Below are 17,843 nucleotides of genomic sequence, written 5' to 3'. Positions count from 1 at the left end.
CGCAGGGCCGCGCGCGGTCGCGACGGCCACGGCGCGTGGCCACGAGGAGGGAACCGTCATGGGCATCGCCGTCACCGGGGACGAGACCGCGTTCGCCGAGGCGGTGGCCGCGTTCGCCGCGCGGCACGCCCCGGCCGAGAGGATCCGGGCGGTGGTCAACGGGACGCCCGGCGACGTCGTCGCCGGACTCTGGGTCCGGCTGGTCGACCAGGGCTTCCTGGAGCTGTACCTCCCCGAGCCGGACGGGGCCGGCGCCACCCTGGTCGACGTCGCCGTCCTCGTCGAGCAGGCCGGCCGCCGGCTGCTGCCCGGCCCGCTCCTGCCCACGCTCCTGGCCGGTTTCGTCGTGCACCGCGCGGCCGACGGCGACGCGGAGGCCCGCGCCGCCCTGCCCACGAGCGCGCCTGCCGCCGCGGCCCTCTCCCCCACCGGGCTGGTCGCCCGGCGCACCGCCGACGGCTGGACGGTCGACGGCCGCACCGGTCCGGTCCTGGGCGCGCCCGGCGCCGAGCACCTGCTGCTCGCGGCGGCGGGTGACGGGGAGGACGTCTGGTTCGTCGTGCCGGCCGCGGAGGTGACCGTGCACGCCGAGCCGGGGCTCGACGGGACCCGCGCGCTGGGGACCGTCGAGTGCTCGGGTCTCGCGGTGCAGGCCGGCCTGCGGGTGCCGGTGTCCACCGCGCAGGTCCGCGCCGTGGCCGCGACGCTGTTCGCCGCCGAGGCCGCGGGCATCGCCCGGTGGTGCGAGGAGACCGGGACCGCCTACGCGAAGATCCGCGAGCAGTTCGGCCGCCCGATCGGCGCCTTCCAGGCGGTCAAGCACAAGTGCGCGCGCACCTTCGTGGCCGGCGAGCTCATGGCCGCCGCGGCCTGGGATGCGGCGACCGCGTTCGGCCAGGGCGACGACCAGTTCGGGCACGCCGCCGCCGTCGCCGCGACCCAGTGCCTGCAGCGCGCCGTCGACCTGTGCCTGGACACCGTCACGCTGCTCGGAGCCATCGGGAACACCTGGGAGCACGACGCGCACCTGTACTGGCGGCGGGCGATGACCCTGCGGGCGCTCTTCGGCCCGACCGCCCGGACCGCCGGCGAGGTCGCCCGCAGCGCCCGCTCGGTGCACCGTTCCCGCTCCCTCGAGCTGGGCGCCGAGCCGGCGGGCCTGCGGGAGCGGGTCGCCGCCGTCCTGCAGGGCGTCGTGGCCGCCCCCGCCGGGCAACGGCAGGCGCTGCTGGCCGAGGCGGGTCTGGTGGCGCCGCAGTACCCGGCCCCCCACGGGCTGGACGCCGGACCGGTCGAGCAGATCGTGATCGCCCAGGAGTTCCAGCGCGCCGGGCTGCCGCAGCCCTCCATGGTCATCGGCGAGTGGGCGCTGCCCACCATCATCGTCCACGGCGACGACGCCCAGCGGGAGCGGTTCGTCCGACCCTCGCTGCGCGGCGAGATCACCTGGTGCCAGCTGTTCAGCGAGCCCGGGGCGGGCTCGGACCTCGCCTCGCTGCGGATGCGCGCGGACCGGGTGGACGGCGGCTGGCGGCTCGCCGGCCAGAAGATCTGGAGCTCCAACGCCCACACCGCCGACTGGGGCATCTGCCTGGCCCGCACCGACCCGGCCGCGGCCAAGCACCACGGCATCACCTACTTCCTGGTCGACATGCGGAGCCCGGGCCTCACCGTGCGGCAGATCCGCGAGGCCAACGGCCGCGCCGAGTTCAACGAGACGTTCTTCGACGACGTGTTCGTCCCCGATGCGTGCGTGATCGGCGATCCGGGCGAGGGCTGGCGGCTGGCGCGCACGACGCTGGGCAACGAGCGGCTGAGCATCGGCGGGGGGCACGGCTCGCGACGCCTGCCGGTCGACATCGCCGCCGCGTACGGCGCGGCCGGCCCGGATCTCGAGCAGCGGGCCGGCGAGCTCACCGCGGACTACGACAGCCTCGACGCGATGGGGCAGCGGATCCTGGTGCGCAGCCTCGACGCCCTGGAGCCCGGGCCGGAGGGGGCGGTGCTCAAGCTGCTGCACTCGCAGCTCGCGCCCCGCGTGGCCGAGTTCGAGCTGGCGTGCGCGGGGGACGCCGGCGCCCTCGACGGCGGCGCCGCGACAGCCCTCCTCTCGGCCCCGCGGGTGCTCATCGGCGGGGGGACGGTGGAGATGCAGCTGAACATGATCGGCGAGCGCATCCTCGGGCTGCCGCGGTCGTGACCGGGCGGGCGCTAGCTTCTCCCGGCAATCCCGTCCATCAACGAGGAGGACCGCGATGACTCGCGTGGGCATCATCGGCACGGGGGCGATGGGGCGCCCGGTCGTCGACCGGCTGCTGGCCGCCGGCCACGAGGTGGCCGCCGTCGTCCGGCGTCCGGAGGTGCGGGACGAGCTGACCGCCGCGGGCGTCGAGGTCGTGGCGAGCCCGGCGGAGCTCGGCCGCGGCCGCGACGTCGTCCTCGTCTACGTCTACAGCGACGAGCAGGCCCGCGAGGTGACCCTGGACAGCGGGCTGCTCGAGTCCCTCGAGCCGGGCGCGCTGGTGGTGGTGCACACGACGGGCAGCCCGCGGACGGTGGAGGACATCGCCGCCCGCGGCGTGGCCGTAGTCGACGCGGCCGCCAGCGGCGGGCCGGCCTCGATCGCCGCGGGCACGCTCACGGTGTTCCTGGGCGGAACCGCCGAGGACGTCGAGCGGTTCCGGCCGGTCGTCGAGGCCTACGCGTCGCACGTGGAGCACGTCGGGCCGCTGGGGTCGGGACAGCGGGTCAAGCTGCTGAACAACCTGCTCTTCGGCGCGCACGTGCAGCTGGCCGTCGAGGCGGCCCGGGTCGCGGAGTCGTTCGGGCTCGACGTCGCCCAGGTGGCCCGCACCCTGCACACCTGCAGCGGGCAGAGCTACGCGCTCGACCTGGTGGCCGCGTCCGGCTCGGCGGCGGCGCTGGTCCAGGGCGCCGGGCCCTACATCCGCAAGGACGTGTTGGTGGCCCGCCAGGTGGCCGCCGACCTCGGGGTCTCCCTCGGGACGATGGACGCGGCCACCCGCCCCCTGACGGAGCTCTGACTAGGGACGTTCCACGAGGGCGCGGAACTCGCGGGTCTCCGCGGCGAGGGCGTCGGCGAGCGTGCCGCGCAGGGTCTGCGCCACCACCCGCTTGACGGCGGCCACCGCGCGCGGGTCGTTCGCCGCGATCTGCGCGGCCACCTCGAGCGCCCGCGCCAGCGCCGTCCCGTCGGGGACGACCTCGCTGACGAACCCGCGCGCGAGCATGTCGGCCGCGCCGAACCGGGCGCCGGTGAGCAGCACCTGCATCGCCGCGGCGTATCCGATCTGGCGGGGCAGCCGGGCCACCGAGCCGCCGGAGGCGAGGAAGCCGTGCCGCACCTCGGGAAGGGCGAACACCGCCGACTCCCCCGCGATCCGCACGTCGGTCGCGCCGACCAGTTCCATCCCCGCGCCCATGCAGACCCCCTCCACCGCCGCGATCACGGGAATCTCCAGGTCGGTGTCGCGGAGGACGGCGGCGTTCACCGTCGCCCACACCTCCCGGCCCCCGCCCGGGCCCTGCCCCGCGGCCGCGACCAGGTCCTCGGCGAACCCGGCCAGGTCCGCGCCGGAGGAGAAGTCGGCGCCGCCGGTCAGCACACAGGCCCGCGCCCCGCTGCCGGCCACCTCCCCCCAGGCGGCGGCCAGCTCCCGGAACCCGGCCAGCGAGAGGGCGTTGCGGCGCTCCGGCCGGCGCAGGGTCACCTGGACGACGCCGGGCAGCGGCCGGCTCAGCTCGATCACGGTCGGATCGAAGCACCCCGACCCATAGTGATCACTATCTTTCCTCGCTAAGTTAACGAGGACAGCGTCGTCGTGCCGCAGCAGCGGCTGAGCAGAAGGAGCGCCCGGTGGAAGAGCTGAGCGGGAGGACCGCCGTCGTCACGGGCGGCGCGGCGGGCATCGGACGGGCGGTGGGCCGGCGACTCGCCCGCGAGGGCATGACGGTGGTGCTCGCCGACCGGGACGCCGACGCCCTCGATGCCACCGTCGCGGAGCTGCGGGGCGAGGGAGCCGAGGTCACCGGCGTGCCGACCGACGTCTCCGACCCCGACGCCAACGCGCGCCTGGCCGACGCCGCCTACGACGCCCACGGGGCGGTGCACCTGCTGCACCTGAACGCGGGCATCGGCGGCACGGTGCCGCTGCTCGACCCGGATCCCAAGGTGTGGCAGCGCGTGGTCGGCGTGAACCTGCTGGGCGTCGTCTACGGCATCAAGGCCTTCGGCGCCCGCATGGTCGAGAGCGGCGAGCCGGGCGTCATCGTGGCCACGAGCTCCGGCGCCGGGGCCGAGGGCACCTCGTACCTGTCCGGGCCCTACGCCGCGACCAAGAACGCCGTCGTCTCGGTGATGGAGAGCCTCTACGGCGAGCTGCGGGACCGGAAGGCCGCCGTCCGCGCCGCGGTGCTGTTCCCGCCGCTGACCGCCAGCAGCATGGGCAACCCGCAGGTCGAGGCCTGGCTGCGGGGCAACGGCGTGCCCGCGACCCTCATGCAGCCCGAGGACGTCGCCGAGCTCCTGCTCGACGGCGTGCGCCGCGGACGTTTCTACATCCGGATCGGTCGCGAACAGAGCGCGAGCCTGTACAACGGGGCCGTGTCCGACGACTTCTTCGAGTGGAACGAGCGGGTCATCCGCTCCCGCGCCGAGGCGCAGATCAGCGACGGGACCCCGGAGGGCCACCTGTGGTGACCGGCCGATGAAGCCCGCGGAGTTCGAACACCACGCCGTCGACTCGGTCGAGGAGGCGGTCGGCCTCCTCACCGAGCTCGCCGACGACGACGTCAAGGTGCTGGCCGGCGGCCAGAGCCTGGTGCCCCTGCTGGCGCTGCGGCTGGCCTCGGTGGGGCACCTGGTCGACGTCAACGGGGTGACCGAGCTGGCCACGATCGCCGACGGGGACGGGCTGGCGATCGGGGCCACCGTGCGGCACCGCCAGGTGGAGCGCTCCCCGGAGGTTGCGGCGGCCAACCCGCTGCTGGCGGCGGCGGTGCGCCGGATCGGCCACGCCGCGATCCGCAACCGCGGCACGATCGGCGGCACCGTGGCCCACGCCGACCCGGCGGCCGAACTCCCGGCCGTGCTGACCCTGCTCGACGGGTCGGTCGAGGTGCGCGGCACCGGCGGCGGGCGCACCATCGCCGCCGCCGACCTGTTCGACGGCTACTTCACGACCACCCTGGAGCCCGAGGAACTGCTCACGGCGGTGCACGTGCCGGCGCTGCCGGCGGGCACCGGGTGGGCCGTGCAGCAGTTCAGCCGGCGCAGCGGTGACTACGGGATCGTCACGGTCCTGGCGACGCTGGCCCTCGACGGCGACGGCCGGATCTCCGCGGCCAGGGTCGCGTACGCCGGGGTGGACGCCGTTCCGCTGCGCTCCCCGGTGGCGGAGACGGCGCTGGTCGGGCAGACCGCGTCGGCCGAGCTCTGGACGGCGGTCGGGCACGACGCGGCCGTGGTCCTGGAGCCGGCGAGCGACCTCAACGGCTCGGCCGAGTACCGGCGGCACCTCGCCGCCACGCTCACGGCCCGGGCCCTCCAGCAGGCCTCCGAGAGAGCAGGGGTACGGGCATGACCGGACGAACCGTCCGCGTGACGGTCAACGGGGTCGCCTACGAGCGCTCCGTCGAGGCGCGGCGGACGCTGACCGACTTCATCCGCGACGACCTGCGGCTGACCGGCACCCACGTCGGCTGCGAGCACGGGGTGTGCGGGGCGTGCACCGTCCTGCTCGACGGCGACGCCGTCCGGGCGTGCCTGCTGCTCGCCGTTCAGGTCGACGGCCGGGAGATCCGCACCATCGAGGGGCTGGAGCGCGACGGGCAGCTGCACCCGCTGCAGGAGGCGCTGCGCGACTGCCACAGCTTCCAGTGCGGGTTCTGCACGCCGGGGTTCGTGATGACGGCGGTGGCGCTGCTGGAGGAGGGCGCGACGCCGACCGAGGAGGAGCTGCGCGAGGAGCTGTCGGGCAACCTCTGCCGCTGCACGGGCTACCAGTCGATCGTCGCCGGCGTCTCCGAGGCCGTGCGTCGGGTCAACGGCGACGGCGGCGGCGCCTCCGGCGACGCGCGACGGGTCGAGGAGATCTCCCGATGAGGATGGTCGGCGCGAAGGTCCCGCGCGTGGAGGACCGCCGCATCCTGACCGGGCGCGGCCACTACGTCGACGACCTGCAGCTGCCCCGCATGCTGCACGCGGCGTTCCTGCGCAGCCCGATCGCGCACGGCCGGGTCACCCACCTGGACGTCGAGGCGGCCCGGGCGGCCCCGGGCGTGCACGCGGTCTACACCGGCGCGGACATGCGGGAGCTGAGCAAGCCGATCCGCAGCCCGCTGTCGCAGGGTGCGGTCCCGGAGGTCTATCCCCTGGTCACCGACACCGTGCGCTTCGTCGGCGACCTGGTCGCGATGGTGGTCGCCGACTCGCGGTACACGGCCGAGGACGCCGTCGGCATGATCGACGTCGAGTACGCCGACCTCCCCGTCGTCATGGACTACGAGGCGGCGCTGGACCCCTCCGTGCCGCCGCTGTTCGCCGACCTGGACAGCAACGTCGTCCACACGGCGACGAAGGAGTCCGGCGACGTCGACGCGGCGTTCGCGGCGGCCGACCGGATCATCGAGGTGACCCTCAGCCAGCACCGGATCGCCAACGTGCCGATCGAGACGCGCGGCCTGGTGGCCGACTACGACGCCGGCTCCGGCGAGCTGACCGTGCACGCGGCCACCCAGTCGCCGCAGGGCCTGCGGCTGCAACTGGCGCAGACGCTGGACCAGCCGATGGACCGGCTCCGGGTGCTGACCCAGGACGTCGGCGGCGCGTTCGGCCTGAAGGGCAACATCTTCCGCGAGGACTTCTGCGTGCCCATCGCCAGCCGGCAGCTCGGCCGGCCGGTGAAGTGGATCGAGGACCGCAACGAGCACCTGATGGCGTCCGGGCACGCCCGCGAGGAGCGCATCGCCGCCCGCGTCGCGGTCACCGAGGCCGGCGACATCCTCGGGCTCACGGCGGCTCTGGACCTGGACATGGGCGCCTATCCGGGGATGCCGTTCTCCGCGGCGTCGTTCACCGGGGTCATCGCGCTCCTGCTGCCCGGCCCCTACAAGGTGCGCGGCTACCGGTGCGACACCCGCGTGGTGGCCACCAACAAGTCGACCTACGTGGCCTACCGCGGCCCGTGGGCGATGGAGACCTTCACCCGCGAGCGGCTGATCGACATGGTCGCCGCCGAGCTGGGGCTGGACCCCGCCGAGGTGCGCCGGCGCAACCTGCTCGAGGGGGCCGACGAGGACCGGCTGATCACCGGCCCGACGGTCCGCGGCATCACCACCCGCGAGTGCCTGGACCGTGCGCTGGAGCGGATCGACTACCCCGCCTTCCGCACGGAGCAGGAGGCCGCGCGCGCCGAGGGCCGGTACCTCGGCATCGGCATGGCGGCGTTCATCGAGAACGCGCCCGGCCCGAAGGAGATGCGGCCCGGCGGCGGGTTCACCGGCGGTGAGTCGGCGAAGGTCCGGCTGGAGATGGACGGCGCGCTGACCGTGATCACGGCGCAGTCGCCGCACGGGCAGGGGCACGAGACCACGCTGGCCCAGCTCGCCGCCGACGAGATGGGGGTGCCGTTCGACTCCGTCCGCGTGGTGCACGGCGACACCCGCCTCACCCCGTTCAACATCATCGGCACCGGGGGCAGCCGGGCCGCGACCTGGGGCAGCGGCGCGGTGATGGTGTCCACCCGGAAGCTGCGGGAGAAGGTCCTCGCGATCGCCGCCGGCCAGCTGGAGATCGACCCGTCGGACCTGCAGATCGTCGACGGCGTCGTCAGCCCCAAGGGCGTGCCGGGCAAGGAGATCCCGCTGGCCCGGCTCGCCGGCCAGATGACGCTGATGCCGCAGACCGCGCCCCCGGGCACCGACCCCAACCTGATGGCGGAGGAGCGGTTCACCGGCGAGGAGACCACCGGCAGCGGCTGGTCCGGCGGGGTGCACGCCTGCATCGTCGAGGTCGACCTCGGCACCGGCGGGGTCGAGATCAAGCGGTGGGTCGTCGTCGAGGACTGCGGCCGGATCATCAACCCGGCGATCGTCGACGGGCAGATCCGCGGCGGGGTGGCCCAGGGCATCGGCAGCGTCCTGTACGAGCGGATCCCCTACGACAGCGAGGGCACCTTCCTCGCCGGGACGTTCATGGACTACCTGCTGCCCACCTCGGCCGAGATCCCGCCGATCGAGATCGTGCACATCGAGTCGCCGGACGACGACGGCGTCGGCTTCCGGGGCGTCGGCGAGGGCGGCATGATCGTCGCCCCCGCGACGCTGACCAACGCGATCTCCGACGCGCTCGCGCCGTTCGGGGCCCGGGTGACCGAGCAGTACCTGCCCCCGGCGGAGGTCCTCCGACTGGCGGGCGTGGTGGGCGCCGGCGCGGCCTGAGCGAGCAGCCCGGCCCCTCCGTCACCAGACGAGGGGCCGGGCTCCCCCGCCGGTCACGCGCACGACCTGGCCGCTGACGTACCGGGCGGCGTCGGAGGCGAGGAAGGCGACGACCTCCGCGACGTCCTCGGGGGTGCACACCCGGCCGGCCGCGGCGCCCTCGGCGAAGCGCGCCACCGCGGCGTCGTCGAAGACCTCGCGCACGCCCTCGGTGAGCACGAAGCCCGGGGCGACGACGTTGCTGCGGATGCCCCGGGTGCCGTAGTTCGCCGCCGTGTACGCCGACAGGGTCTCCAGCGCCGCCTTCGCCGTCCCGTAGGCGACGTGCGATCCGGTCGGGTTGACCGCCGCGCCGGACGACGTGTTCACGATCGACCCGCCGCCGGTCCCGACCATCGCCGGGATCGCGTGCCGGCAGCCGTACACGGCGGCCATCACGACCAGGTCGAAGGCGCCGCGCCAGGCCTCGTCCGGGGCGCCGACCGTGTCGGTGTCCCGCGGGTCCTGGGCGACGGCGTTGTTGTGCAGGACGTCGAGCCGGCCGAAGGTGCCGACCGCGGTGGCGACCAGGCCGGCGACGGCGTCCTCGTCGGTGACGTCGGCGCACCGGGCCACCGCGGCGGGCCCCAGCTCGCCGGCCACCCGCTCGACCCCGGCGCCGTCGACGTCGGCCAGCACCACCCGGGCGCCCTGCGCCACCAGCACGCGCGCGGTCGCCGCGCCGATCCCCCGCGCGGCGCCCGTGACGATCGCGACCCGGCCCTCCAGCGGGCCGGTCACCCGGCGACCCACACGTCGACGGTGTGCAGCGTGTCCTGGTACTCCACGAACCGGCGGATCAGGCCCTCACCGTCGAAGGTGAACAGCTGGTGGTAGCGGTTGGCGTAGGTGCGGCCGGTCGCCGCGATCACCGCGTGCCCGGTCGCGGTGGCGGCCACGCGGTCGTCCTCGGCGGTCATCGTGCCCACGTCCAGGCGCAGGCTCCGCCCGACGGTGGCCTCGAGCGTCGCGTCCAGGACGGCGAGCGTGGTGGCCCGGTCTCGCGGCTCGCCGGACGGCGCGCCGATGCCGGCCAGCCGGGAGGAGACGGGCGCCGCGGCCACCGGGACCTCCCACGAGAAGTCCGGGGCCAGCAGCTCGGCGAGGGCGTCGATGTCGCCGGCGCCGAGCGCGGCGGCGAAGGCGAGGACGGCGGCCTTGTTGCGCTCGCGGGTCGCCGCGCCGCCGTCCGCGGCCTGCGCCACCGCGGTCGCGGCTGCGCCGCCCTCGAACGGGCGCATCAGGGTGACGTTGAAGCCGAACCACTGCTCGGGGTCCAGGTGCAGCTGGTGCACCGACATCTCGACCTCGTCGGCGCTGCCCTGGCGGCTGTCGTACTCGTAGCGGATGCGGAAGCCGCGGGACTCCAGCCAGCCGCGTGCGGCCTCGACGTCCCGGATCCGGAAGACCAGCGGACCGAGCTGGCCCTCGCCGAACTCCGCGAGCCGCCGGCCGACGCTGCTGCTGGTGTCCCCCGGCGCGGGCGCGATGAACTCCAGGCCGCCCGCGAAGTCCGTGGCCGACAGCGCACCGTGGCCGGCGATGTCGATGGGATCGGGCAGCCGGAGCCCGAACGCCTCGTTGAACTGCTTCACCGCGTCGTGGATGCGCGCCTGGTCGATGACCAGCTCCACGCGGTTGAGGCCGACGACGTCCACGGGCACTCCCTGACTCGATGCGACGGGGCCGGGGGCGCGCGACAGGTCGGCGCCCCCGTGCCGCCGACCCGTCGTGCGCCGTCCCCCCGCGGAACCGACCGGTCCGCGCGCCGACATAGTAGGTGCAATGCGCGGTGGGTCGCGTGCCGAGCCGGCTTCAGATCCGGACGGTGCGGAAGAAGGCGCGGACCTCCGCGACGAGGACGTCGGGCTGCTCGAGGGCCGCGAAGTGGCCGCCGGCCGGCAGCTCGCTCCAGCGGCGGAGGTCGAGGAACGCGCGCTCGGCCCAGCGCCGGGACGGGGTGACGATCTCGTGCGGGAAGATCGCCGCGCCGGTCGGCACGGAGGTCGGGGGCCACCCGGGGCGCCGGAAGCTCTCCCGGTACAGCCGCGCCGACGACGCCGCCGTGGCCGGCACCCAGTAGAGCATCGCGTTGTCCAGCAGCCGGTCCGCGCCGAGCGCCGCCACCGGGTCGAGGTCGCAGTCGGCCCAGACGGCGAACTTCTCCAGGATCCAGGCGAGCTGCCCCGCGGGTGAGTCGGTCAGGCCGTACCCGAGCGTCTGCGGGCGGGTGGCCTGCTGAGTGGAGTAGCCCGTGCCCTGCTCGCGGTGCTCGGCGAGCCGGCCGAGGGCCCGCTGCTCGGCGTCGGTGAGGCCGCCCTCGGGTTCGCGGTCGGGCCGGACGGTGACCATGTTCAGGTGGATGCCGGTCAGCCGGTCGGGGAACGCGTCGGCCAGGGCGCGGGTGACCTCCGCGCCCCAGTCGCCGCCCTGCGCACCGAACCGCTGGTAGCCGAGCCGGGACATGATCTCGGCCCAGGCGGCGGCGATCGCCTCGACGCCCCAGCCGGTGCGGGCCGGGCGGTCGCTCCAGCCGTAGCCGGGCAGCGACGGGCAGACGACCGAGAACGCGTCCCGGGCGTCGCCGCCGTGCGCGACCGGATCGGTGAGCGGCCCGATGACGTCGAGGAACTCCACGACCGACCCGGGCCAGCCGTGCGTGAGCACCAGCGGCATCGCCCCCGGGTGCGGCGAGGGCACGTGGATCAGGTGGATGCCGAGGCCGTCGACCGTCGTCCGGTACTGCGGAAAGCGGTTGAGCAACTGCTGCCGGGCGGGCCAGTCGTACTCCTCCGCCCAGTAGCGGCACAGGTCGCGCAGGTACGCCGCAGGCACGCCCTGCGACCAGTCGGCGACCGGTTCGTCCTCGGGCCAGCGGGTCCGGCGGAGGCGCTCGCGCAGGTCGTCGAGGACGGCCGGGGCGACGTCGACGGTGAACGGCTCGAGGCCCGGTGCGGTCATCGCTCTCCTCGGGGCAGGACGGCGCCGGCCCAGGCGAGCAGGCGGTCGAACAGCCGGCCGCGGTGCGGGCCGACGACGTGGTGGTGGCCGGAGTCGGTCACCCGGTACAGCGTGAGGTCGCCGGTGCCGCAGAACTCCGGGGCGACCTCGGCCAGCGGCGCGCCGATCTCCCGGTCGCCGTGCGCGAGGAGCACCGGGACGTCGAGCGCGGCGATCTCCGCCGCGGCGTTGCCGGGCACCATCGCCGCCAGCCCGACCAGCGCCAGCAGCGGGGTGCTCGCGCGGGCCAGCGCGCCGGGGACGCCCGGCTCGGCCGACCGGTCCCGCCCGTGCCGCCGGTCGAGGTCGGGCAGGGCGGTGCCGAACCGGTCGCGGACCAGGCCGGGCAGGGCGCGACGCAGGCCGTCGGGGTCGTCGGCGTACCGGGCGAGCGCGGGATCGAGCTGCTCGGGCATGCCGCGCCCGCCGTAGCCGAGGAGGGCGAGGGCCTCGCAGCCACCGTGCCGCGCCTGCTGGGTGACCAGCAGCCCGGCCCCGGCCGAGTGCCCGACGCCCACGGTGCGCAGGCCGGGCAGCGGCTCCGGCCCGATGGTGCCCGCCCGCAGCCCGTCGGCGACGGACCGGAGGACGGCGGCGTTCACGTCGGCGACCGCGTGCGCGGTGAGCGCGTAGGGGTCGTCGGGCACGCTGCTCTCCCCCACCCCCAGGTGGTCGACGGTCACGGCGACGTGCCCGCGGGCGGCGAGGAACCGGGCGAGGCCCGCGCCGGGCAGGTCGAGGTCCCAGTACCGCCGGGACATGCCGCCACCGGGCAGCAGCCACCACAGCGTGCCGGCGGGTCCGACGTCCGCCGGCGGCAGGAACACGTCGACGACGGCCCGGGCCCCGCCGGGCGGCGCGACCGCCCGGACGTCGACCTCGACGGTCACCGGCGCGCTCATGCCCCGAGCACCGCCCAGCCGCCGGCGGGCAGCACGACCCGCCCGTCGCGGAGCTCGGCGGCGCCGGCCAGGACGGCGCGCGCGCCGGGGGCCGGCAGGGTCACGGGGGCGGCCGCGGTCGAGAGCGCGACCAGCAGCCGGCCCTGCGGTGCGGCCGACGCGTAGACCAGCGTCTCGTTGGCGACGTCGAGCACCTCGGTCCGCGCGGCGTGCAGCCACGCGTGCCGGCGGCGCAGCCCGAGCAGCTCCTGGTGCAGGCCGAACGTGGGCAGGCCCAGCGGCGAGAGCTCCTGCGGGGTGTCGGGGAAGGCCGGCCGCACGGCGTCGTCCCCACCGGCGCGGTCCTCCTTGACCCCGCGGAAGGCGTGCTCGTCGCCGGCGTACACCGCCGGGGTGCCGGCGACCGTGGCCAGCACGACGACCGCGTGGGCCAGGTGCGCGGGGTCGGTGAGCCGGCTGGCGATACGGGTGACGTCGTGGTTGCCGAGGAACGTGTACGGCACGAAGTGCTCGACGAAGGAGTCGTGCCGGCGCAGCGCGTGGGCGAGCTCGTGCAGGTTGGCGTCGTTGAGCGAGCTCCAGACGGCCTTCCACAGCTCGTACTGCGTGACCGAGTCCAGGCCGCTCCCGGCGACGAAGCGTGGGTAGTCGCCGTGGATGACCTCGCCCATGAGGTAGGCGCCGGGGTGGCGGGCGCGCACCCGCCCGGCCACCTGCGCCCAGAACGCCGTCGGCACGGCGTAGGCGGCGTCCAGGCGCCAGCCGTCGACACCGCGGTCGAGCCAGTGCGTCATGACCTCGGCGACGTGCTCGACGACCGCGGGCTCGGCGTGGTCCAGCGCGACGAGGGCCGAGTGGCCCTCGAAGTCGTCGTAGCCGGGCTCGACGCCGGGGCGCCAGGCCTCGGGGCCGCCGGGCCAGCGCAGCCGGAACCAGGACGCGGTCGGCGCTGCCGGCCCCTGCTCGAGCACCGCCCGGAACGCGGGATGGCCACGGCCGACGTGGTGGAAGACGCCGTCGAGCAGCACGCGGATGCCGCGGTCGTGCGCGGCGGCGATCAGGGCGTCGAGGTCGGCGTCGTCGCCCAGGCGGGGGTCGATCCGGAGGTGGTCGACGGTGTCGTACCCGTGTGTCCCGGACGCGAAGACGGGCCCGAGCGCCAGGCCGGAGGCGCCGAGTTCCAGGAGGTGGTCCAGCCACGCGGTCACCCGGCCCAGCCGGTGGACGACGGGGGCGGCCGGATCGCCCTCCGGCTCGGCGCCGACGAAGCCCAGCGGGTAGACGTGCCACCAGATCACGTGCTCGACCCAGTCCCGCTCCCCGTGTCCCACGCGCCCAGCCTGTCAGCCGGGAGGCGTCAGCGCAGGCGCCGGGGCAGGCCGGCGGTCACGAGGACCACCCGGTCGGCCGCGGCGGCGAACCGGGTGTTGAGGACGCCGAGCTCGTCGCGGAACCGGCGTCCCGACGCGGTCGCCGGCACCACCCCGCTGCCGACCTCGTTGCTGACCGCGACCACCCGCCGTCGTCCGGTGGCCCAGGCGTCGACGGCGGCGTCGACCCCCGCGGCCAGCCGGTCATCCGCGCCGGGGGTGCCGGCCCAGACGCCGCAGTCGTCCATGGCGCGGGCCAGCCAGGTGGTGAGGCAGTCCAGGAGCACCGGCGGGCCCGTGGTCGCCAGCACCGGCGGCAGGTCGACGGTCTCGACGGTGCGCCACGTGACCGGGCGGCGGGCGCGGTGCAGCGCCACGCGGTCGGCCCACTCGGCGTCGTCCCCGCCGGGCACGAGCCCGCAGGCGACGTAGTCGACGTCCCTGGCCCGGCCCAGCAGCTCCTCGGCGTACCGGGACTTGCCCGAGCGGGCACCGCCGAGAACCAGCACGCGCCGAGGACGTCGCGGCAGCCTCACGCCGCGCGACGCTACCGGCGCTCAGGCGGGGAGGGCGGACAGCCCGGCGAGGACGTCGGCGTAGCGGCCCTCGGCCTCGGCCCGGCGCAGGCTGGTGCTGACCGCGGCGCCCGGCTCGGAGGCCGCGGAGAAGCTGCAGTTGCTGTCGGTGATCGGCGAGCAGCAGTTCTCGGCCTGACCGCCGGTCGCTCTTCTCCCCGCTCGCCCGTGCTCTGCGTACCGGTGGACGCAGAGCACGGGCGCGCCGCCCGAGGAACCGGCGGCCCTACGGTGGCGCGATGCCGCCGCTGGAGGAGCTGCCGCGGATCGACGAGCACGCCGTCACGGTCGCGGCGCCGCCCGGAACCGCCTGGCGTGCCGTGCTCACGATGCTGCACACCACCTTCGCCGCGCCGGCGGCCGCCGCGGCCGCGCGGGTGCTCGGCTGCGAGCCGGCAACGACGTCCGGCTGGGACCGGCCGACCGTCGGCTCCACCGTGCCGGGCTTCCGGATCGTGGCGGCCGCAGAGCCCCGACTGCTCGTCGTCGCCGGCCGGCACCGGTTCTCCCGGTACGGCATCGTCGTCCGGCTGGAGCCGGTGGACGGGGAGCCAGGTGCCGGCGGTACGCGGGTGCGGCTGGAGAGCCGCGGGGCGTTCCCCGGCGCGCACGGGCGGCTGTACCGGCTGGCCGTGGTCGGCACCGGCGGGCACGCCCTCGCGGTCCGGCGGATGCTCGCGGGCGTCCGCCGGGCCGCGGAGCAGCGCCGGTCCTAGGGTCCGCGACATGGCGGAACGAGAGCTGCGGACGGTCCTGACGGGTGGCGGGTTCTTCGAGGGCCCGCGCTGGCGCGACGGCACCTGGTGGGTGTCGGATTTCTACCGGCACACGGTGAGCCGGGTGACGCCCGACGGCCGGGAGACGGTCCTCTTCGAGGTGGAGAACCAGCCCTCGGGGCTCGGCTGGCTGGCCGACGGCTCGCTCGTGGTCGTGTCGATGAAGGACCACCGGCTGCTCCGCTTCGCCGACGGCGAGCTGTCCACGTACGCCGACCTGGGCGAGCACTGCGGCGGGCACCTCAACGACCTCGTGGTCGACGCGCAGGGGCGGGTGTTCGTCGGCGACTTCGGCTTCGACCTGATGGGCGGCGGCGACGCGCACGCCGCCACGCTCAAGCGCGTGGACCCCGACGGCTCGGTGACCGTCGTGGCGGACGGGCTGCAGTTCCCCAACGGCGCGGTCATCACCCCGGACGGCGGCACGCTCGTCGTCGGCGAGACCCTCGGCAACCGGTACACGGCGTTCGACCTCGGCCCCGACGGCTCGCTGTCCAACCGGCACGAGTGGGCGATCCTCGGTCCGGAGGTCACCGGGCGGACCACCGAGGAGGTGCTCGGCCAGGTCGTCGTCGCCCCGGACGGCTGCGCGCTGGACGCCGAGGGCCACATCTGGTCGGCCGACGCGGTCGGCGGCCGGGTCGCCCGGATCGCGCCGGGCGGGTCGATCGTGGAGTCCGTGGCCGCGCCCGACGGCATGGGTGTGTTCGCCTGCATGCTCGGCGGCGAGGACGGCCGGACCCTGCTCATGTGCTGCGCGCCGGACTTCTACGAGCACAACCGGGCGCCGGTCCGGGAGGCCGTACTCGTCTCGACCGAGGTGGGCGTCGCCCACGCCGGCCGGCCCTGACGGCGCCCTCACCGGGATTTCTCCGGCGCGTGCCGCGTTCGTGAGGGCACCGTCACACCTGTGACACATCCCTTTACCAGACTGGGCCCTAAGGCCCGGTACGGGGTGGGCCGTCCCTCCCTAGCGTCAGCGGCACCGACGAATGGAGACGGCGTGACGGCAGTCCAGCACCCATCGACCGGAACGACCCCCACCACCCGACCGGAGCCGGTGCCGGGCACTCCGGAGCCCGAGCCCCGCCGCCGCGGCCCCGCCGCTCTCGCGGGCTCCGTCGCCGTCGGCGCGGAGACGGCCCGGCTGGCGCGGGAACTCGCGCACATCGCCGTGGGGAACGCCGAGGCCGTGACCGACAAGCGGTTCGCCGACTCCGCGTGGACGGGCCATCCCGGCTACCGCCGGCTGGGGCAGGGATACCTCGCGTGGAGCGCCTCCCTGGAGCGGCTGGTCGACCGGTACGAGGCCGGCGGGGCCGGCTGGCGCGAGGTGGAGCGGGCCCGCTTCGCCGTCCGCGCGCTGACCGCCGCCGCGTCCCCGACGAACACGCTGCTGGGCAACCCGGCGGCGCTGAAGAAGGCGCTGGACACCGGAGGGCGGAGCGTCGTCCGCGGCCTGAGCGCGATGCTCACCGATCTCCGGGAGAACGGCGGGCTGCCGGCGCTGTGCGATCCCGCCGCCTTCGCCGTCGGCCGGAACCTGGCCACCACGCGCGGCGCCGTCGTCTACCGGGACGACGTCGTCGAGATCCTCCAGTACGCGCCGACGACCGCCGAGGTGCACGCGCGGCCGCTGCTGGTCGTCCCGCCCGTGATCAACCGCTACTACCTGCTGGACCTGCGCGCCGGCCGCAGCTTCGTCGAGCACGCCGTCGGCAAGGGCTTCCAGACCTTCATCGTCAGCTGGCGGAACCCGGGCAAGAAGGACGCGCACTGGAACCTCGACACCTACACCGAGCGGCTGCGCCGGGCGGTCGCGGTGGTGCGGCAGGTGACCGGCTCACCCGACGTCAACACGGTCGGCTTCTGCGCCGGCGGGATCCTGCAGACCCTGCTGCTGAACCACCTGGCCGCCCACGAGGACACCAGCGTGCACAGCGCCGCGTACGGCGTCACGCTGCTGGACTTCGGCGAGCGCGCGCCGATCGGCGCGTTCGCCGGCAAGTGGGTGACCGGCCTGGCGCGGCGTGCCTCGGGGACGCGCGGCGTGCTGGGCGGGAAGTCGCTCGGCTCGGTGTTCAGCTTCATGAAGCCGAACGACCTGGTCTTCGACGGCCTGGTGTCGCAGTGGCTCCACGGCGAGCCGGTGCCCTCCTTCGACGTCCTCGCGTGGAACGCCGACGCGCCGAACCTGCCCGCCCGGCTGCACGCGCAGTTCCTCGACTTCTTCCGGGACAACACCCTCGTGCGGCCCGGGGCGCTGACCGTGCTGGGGTCACCGGTCGACCTGGGCGAGATCACCGTGCCGACGTTCGTGACAGGTGCGATCACCGACCACCTCACCCCGTGGCGCGGCTGCTACCGGACGTCGCGGCTGCTGTCGGGCCCGAGCACCTTCGTGCTGAGCAACGGCGGGCACGTGCAGAGCCTGGTGAACCCGCCCGGCAACCCGAAGGCGCGGCACTGGGTCGGGGGTGAGGCCGTCGCCGACCCCGAGGAGTGGCGGGCCGGCGCCGAGGAGCGGTCCGGCAGCTGGTGGGAGACCTGGGCCGAGTGGACGGCGGTGCGCTCCGGGCCGCGCGTGCCCGCGCCGGCGACGCTCGGCAGCGAGCGGCACCCGGCTCTCGACGCGGCCCCGGGGCTCTACGTGCTGGACCGCTCGCCGAACTGAGTGCAGAGACGCGAGCGACCCCCGCCCGGCGGCTGCCGGGCGGGGGT

The 17,843-nt window shown here is 75.4% G+C and carries 17 protein-coding genes and 1 pseudogene; 10 read left to right on the top strand and 8 right to left on the bottom strand.

The window, feature by feature from the left end:
* The first annotated feature begins 58 nt into the window (after positions 1-58).
* From BMY88_RS18900 to BMY88_RS24720, 3 genes and pseudogenes are all read left to right on the top strand, one after another.
* The gene (locus BMY88_RS18900; RefSeq protein WP_091947297.1) at positions 59-2,200 is read left to right on the top strand and encodes an acyl-CoA dehydrogenase family protein; all 2,142 of its coding nucleotides are present in this window, start codon (positions 59-61) and stop codon (positions 2,198-2,200) included.
* 28 nt (positions 2,201-2,228) lie between these two features.
* Positions 2,229-2,714, top strand: a pseudogene (locus BMY88_RS24725) (NAD(P)-dependent oxidoreductase); the annotation flags it as partial.
* Positions 2,712-3,044, top strand: a complete 333-nt coding sequence (locus BMY88_RS24720) for an NAD-binding protein (protein WP_280138746.1) — start codon at positions 2,712-2,714, stop codon at positions 3,042-3,044. The pseudogene BMY88_RS24725 and the gene BMY88_RS24720, both read left to right, overlap by 3 nt.
* On the opposite strand, the gene BMY88_RS18890 is transcribed toward BMY88_RS24720, so the two are convergent.
* A complete protein-coding gene (locus BMY88_RS18890; RefSeq protein ID WP_170861178.1) occupies positions 3,045-3,770 on the bottom strand; it encodes an enoyl-CoA hydratase/isomerase family protein in 726 nt (241 codons plus the stop codon).
* Between the two features lie 107 nt (positions 3,771-3,877).
* On the opposite strand from BMY88_RS18890, the gene BMY88_RS18885 reads away from it, so the two are divergent.
* The 4 genes from BMY88_RS18885 to BMY88_RS18870 are packed head-to-tail and all read left to right on the top strand — an operon-like array spanning position 3,878 to position 8,460.
* Positions 3,878-4,720: an SDR family NAD(P)-dependent oxidoreductase gene (locus tag BMY88_RS18885; RefSeq protein ID WP_091947290.1), complete on the top strand. Its 843-nt coding sequence runs from the start codon at positions 3,878-3,880 to the stop codon at positions 4,718-4,720.
* 7 nt (positions 4,721-4,727) lie between these two features.
* Positions 4,728-5,603 (top strand): FAD binding domain-containing protein, encoded by an 876-nt coding sequence (locus BMY88_RS18880; RefSeq protein ID WP_091947287.1) that lies wholly within the window; start codon positions 4,728-4,730, stop codon positions 5,601-5,603.
* The gene (locus BMY88_RS18875) at positions 5,600-6,124 is read left to right on the top strand and encodes a (2Fe-2S)-binding protein (protein WP_091947284.1); all 525 of its coding nucleotides are present in this window, start codon (positions 5,600-5,602) and stop codon (positions 6,122-6,124) included. The genes BMY88_RS18880 and BMY88_RS18875 overlap by 4 nt, the downstream gene beginning before the upstream one ends.
* On the top strand, positions 6,121-8,460 hold the full coding sequence (locus BMY88_RS18870; RefSeq protein WP_091947280.1) for a xanthine dehydrogenase family protein molybdopterin-binding subunit: 2,340 nt from the start codon (positions 6,121-6,123) through the stop codon (positions 8,458-8,460). The genes BMY88_RS18875 and BMY88_RS18870 overlap by 4 nt, the downstream gene beginning before the upstream one ends.
* A gap of 21 nt (positions 8,461-8,481) precedes the next feature.
* Here BMY88_RS18870 and BMY88_RS18865 read toward each other — a convergent pair whose 3' ends face one another.
* The 7 genes from BMY88_RS18865 to BMY88_RS23505 all read right to left on the bottom strand — a co-directional run bounded on the left by BMY88_RS18865 (position 8,482) and on the right by BMY88_RS23505 (position 14,544).
* Positions 8,482-9,240, bottom strand: a complete 759-nt coding sequence (locus tag BMY88_RS18865) for an SDR family NAD(P)-dependent oxidoreductase (RefSeq protein WP_211435719.1) — start codon at positions 9,238-9,240, stop codon at positions 8,482-8,484.
* Positions 9,237-10,157, bottom strand: coding sequence for a nuclear transport factor 2 family protein (locus BMY88_RS18860; protein ID WP_170861177.1), 921 nt, complete (start codon positions 10,155-10,157; stop codon positions 9,237-9,239). The genes BMY88_RS18865 and BMY88_RS18860 overlap by 4 nt, the downstream gene beginning before the upstream one ends.
* A 157-nt stretch (positions 10,158-10,314) precedes the next feature.
* Positions 10,315-11,460: an epoxide hydrolase family protein gene (locus BMY88_RS18855; protein WP_091947272.1), complete on the bottom strand. Its 1,146-nt coding sequence runs from the start codon at positions 11,458-11,460 to the stop codon at positions 10,315-10,317.
* A complete protein-coding gene (locus tag BMY88_RS18850; protein WP_091947269.1) occupies positions 11,457-12,401 on the bottom strand; it encodes an alpha/beta hydrolase in 945 nt (314 codons plus the stop codon). The genes BMY88_RS18855 and BMY88_RS18850 overlap by 4 nt, the downstream gene beginning before the upstream one ends.
* The gene (locus BMY88_RS18845) at positions 12,398-13,732 is read right to left on the bottom strand and encodes an alpha-amylase family glycosyl hydrolase (RefSeq protein WP_091947267.1); all 1,335 of its coding nucleotides are present in this window, start codon (positions 13,730-13,732) and stop codon (positions 12,398-12,400) included. Before BMY88_RS18845 ends, BMY88_RS18850 begins: the two co-directional genes overlap by 4 nt.
* A 26-nt stretch (positions 13,733-13,758) precedes the next feature.
* The gene (locus tag BMY88_RS18840; RefSeq protein WP_091947265.1) at positions 13,759-14,307 is read right to left on the bottom strand and encodes a bifunctional adenosylcobinamide kinase/adenosylcobinamide-phosphate guanylyltransferase; all 549 of its coding nucleotides are present in this window, start codon (positions 14,305-14,307) and stop codon (positions 13,759-13,761) included.
* A 21-nt stretch (positions 14,308-14,328) separates the two neighbouring features.
* Positions 14,329-14,544: a hypothetical protein gene (locus BMY88_RS23505; RefSeq protein WP_139220520.1), complete on the bottom strand. Its 216-nt coding sequence runs from the start codon at positions 14,542-14,544 to the stop codon at positions 14,329-14,331.
* A 41-nt stretch (positions 14,545-14,585) separates the two neighbouring features.
* Here BMY88_RS23505 and BMY88_RS18835 point away from each other — a divergent pair, with 41 nt between their 5' ends.
* The 3 genes from BMY88_RS18835 to BMY88_RS18825 all read left to right on the top strand — a co-directional run bounded on the left by BMY88_RS18835 (position 14,586) and on the right by BMY88_RS18825 (position 17,796).
* Positions 14,586-15,062, top strand: coding sequence for a hypothetical protein (locus BMY88_RS18835; RefSeq protein ID WP_091947262.1), 477 nt, complete (start codon positions 14,586-14,588; stop codon positions 15,060-15,062).
* A 10-nt stretch (positions 15,063-15,072) separates the two neighbouring features.
* Positions 15,073-15,972 carry an SMP-30/gluconolactonase/LRE family protein gene (locus tag BMY88_RS18830; protein ID WP_091947258.1) on the top strand — a complete coding sequence of 300 codons (900 nt, stop codon included), beginning with the start codon at positions 15,073-15,075 and terminating at the stop codon, positions 15,970-15,972.
* 153 nt (positions 15,973-16,125) lie between these two features.
* Positions 16,126-17,796: a PHA/PHB synthase family protein gene (locus BMY88_RS18825; protein ID WP_091947255.1), complete on the top strand. Its 1,671-nt coding sequence runs from the start codon at positions 16,126-16,128 to the stop codon at positions 17,794-17,796.
* Positions 17,797-17,843: the final 47 nt, after the last annotated feature.

Source organism: Trujillonella endophytica, from assembly GCF_900110555.1.
Lineage (GTDB): Bacteria > Actinomycetota > Actinomycetes > Mycobacteriales > Geodermatophilaceae > Trujillonella > Trujillonella endophytica.
This window is presented reverse-complemented; position numbering and strand designations above follow the sequence as displayed.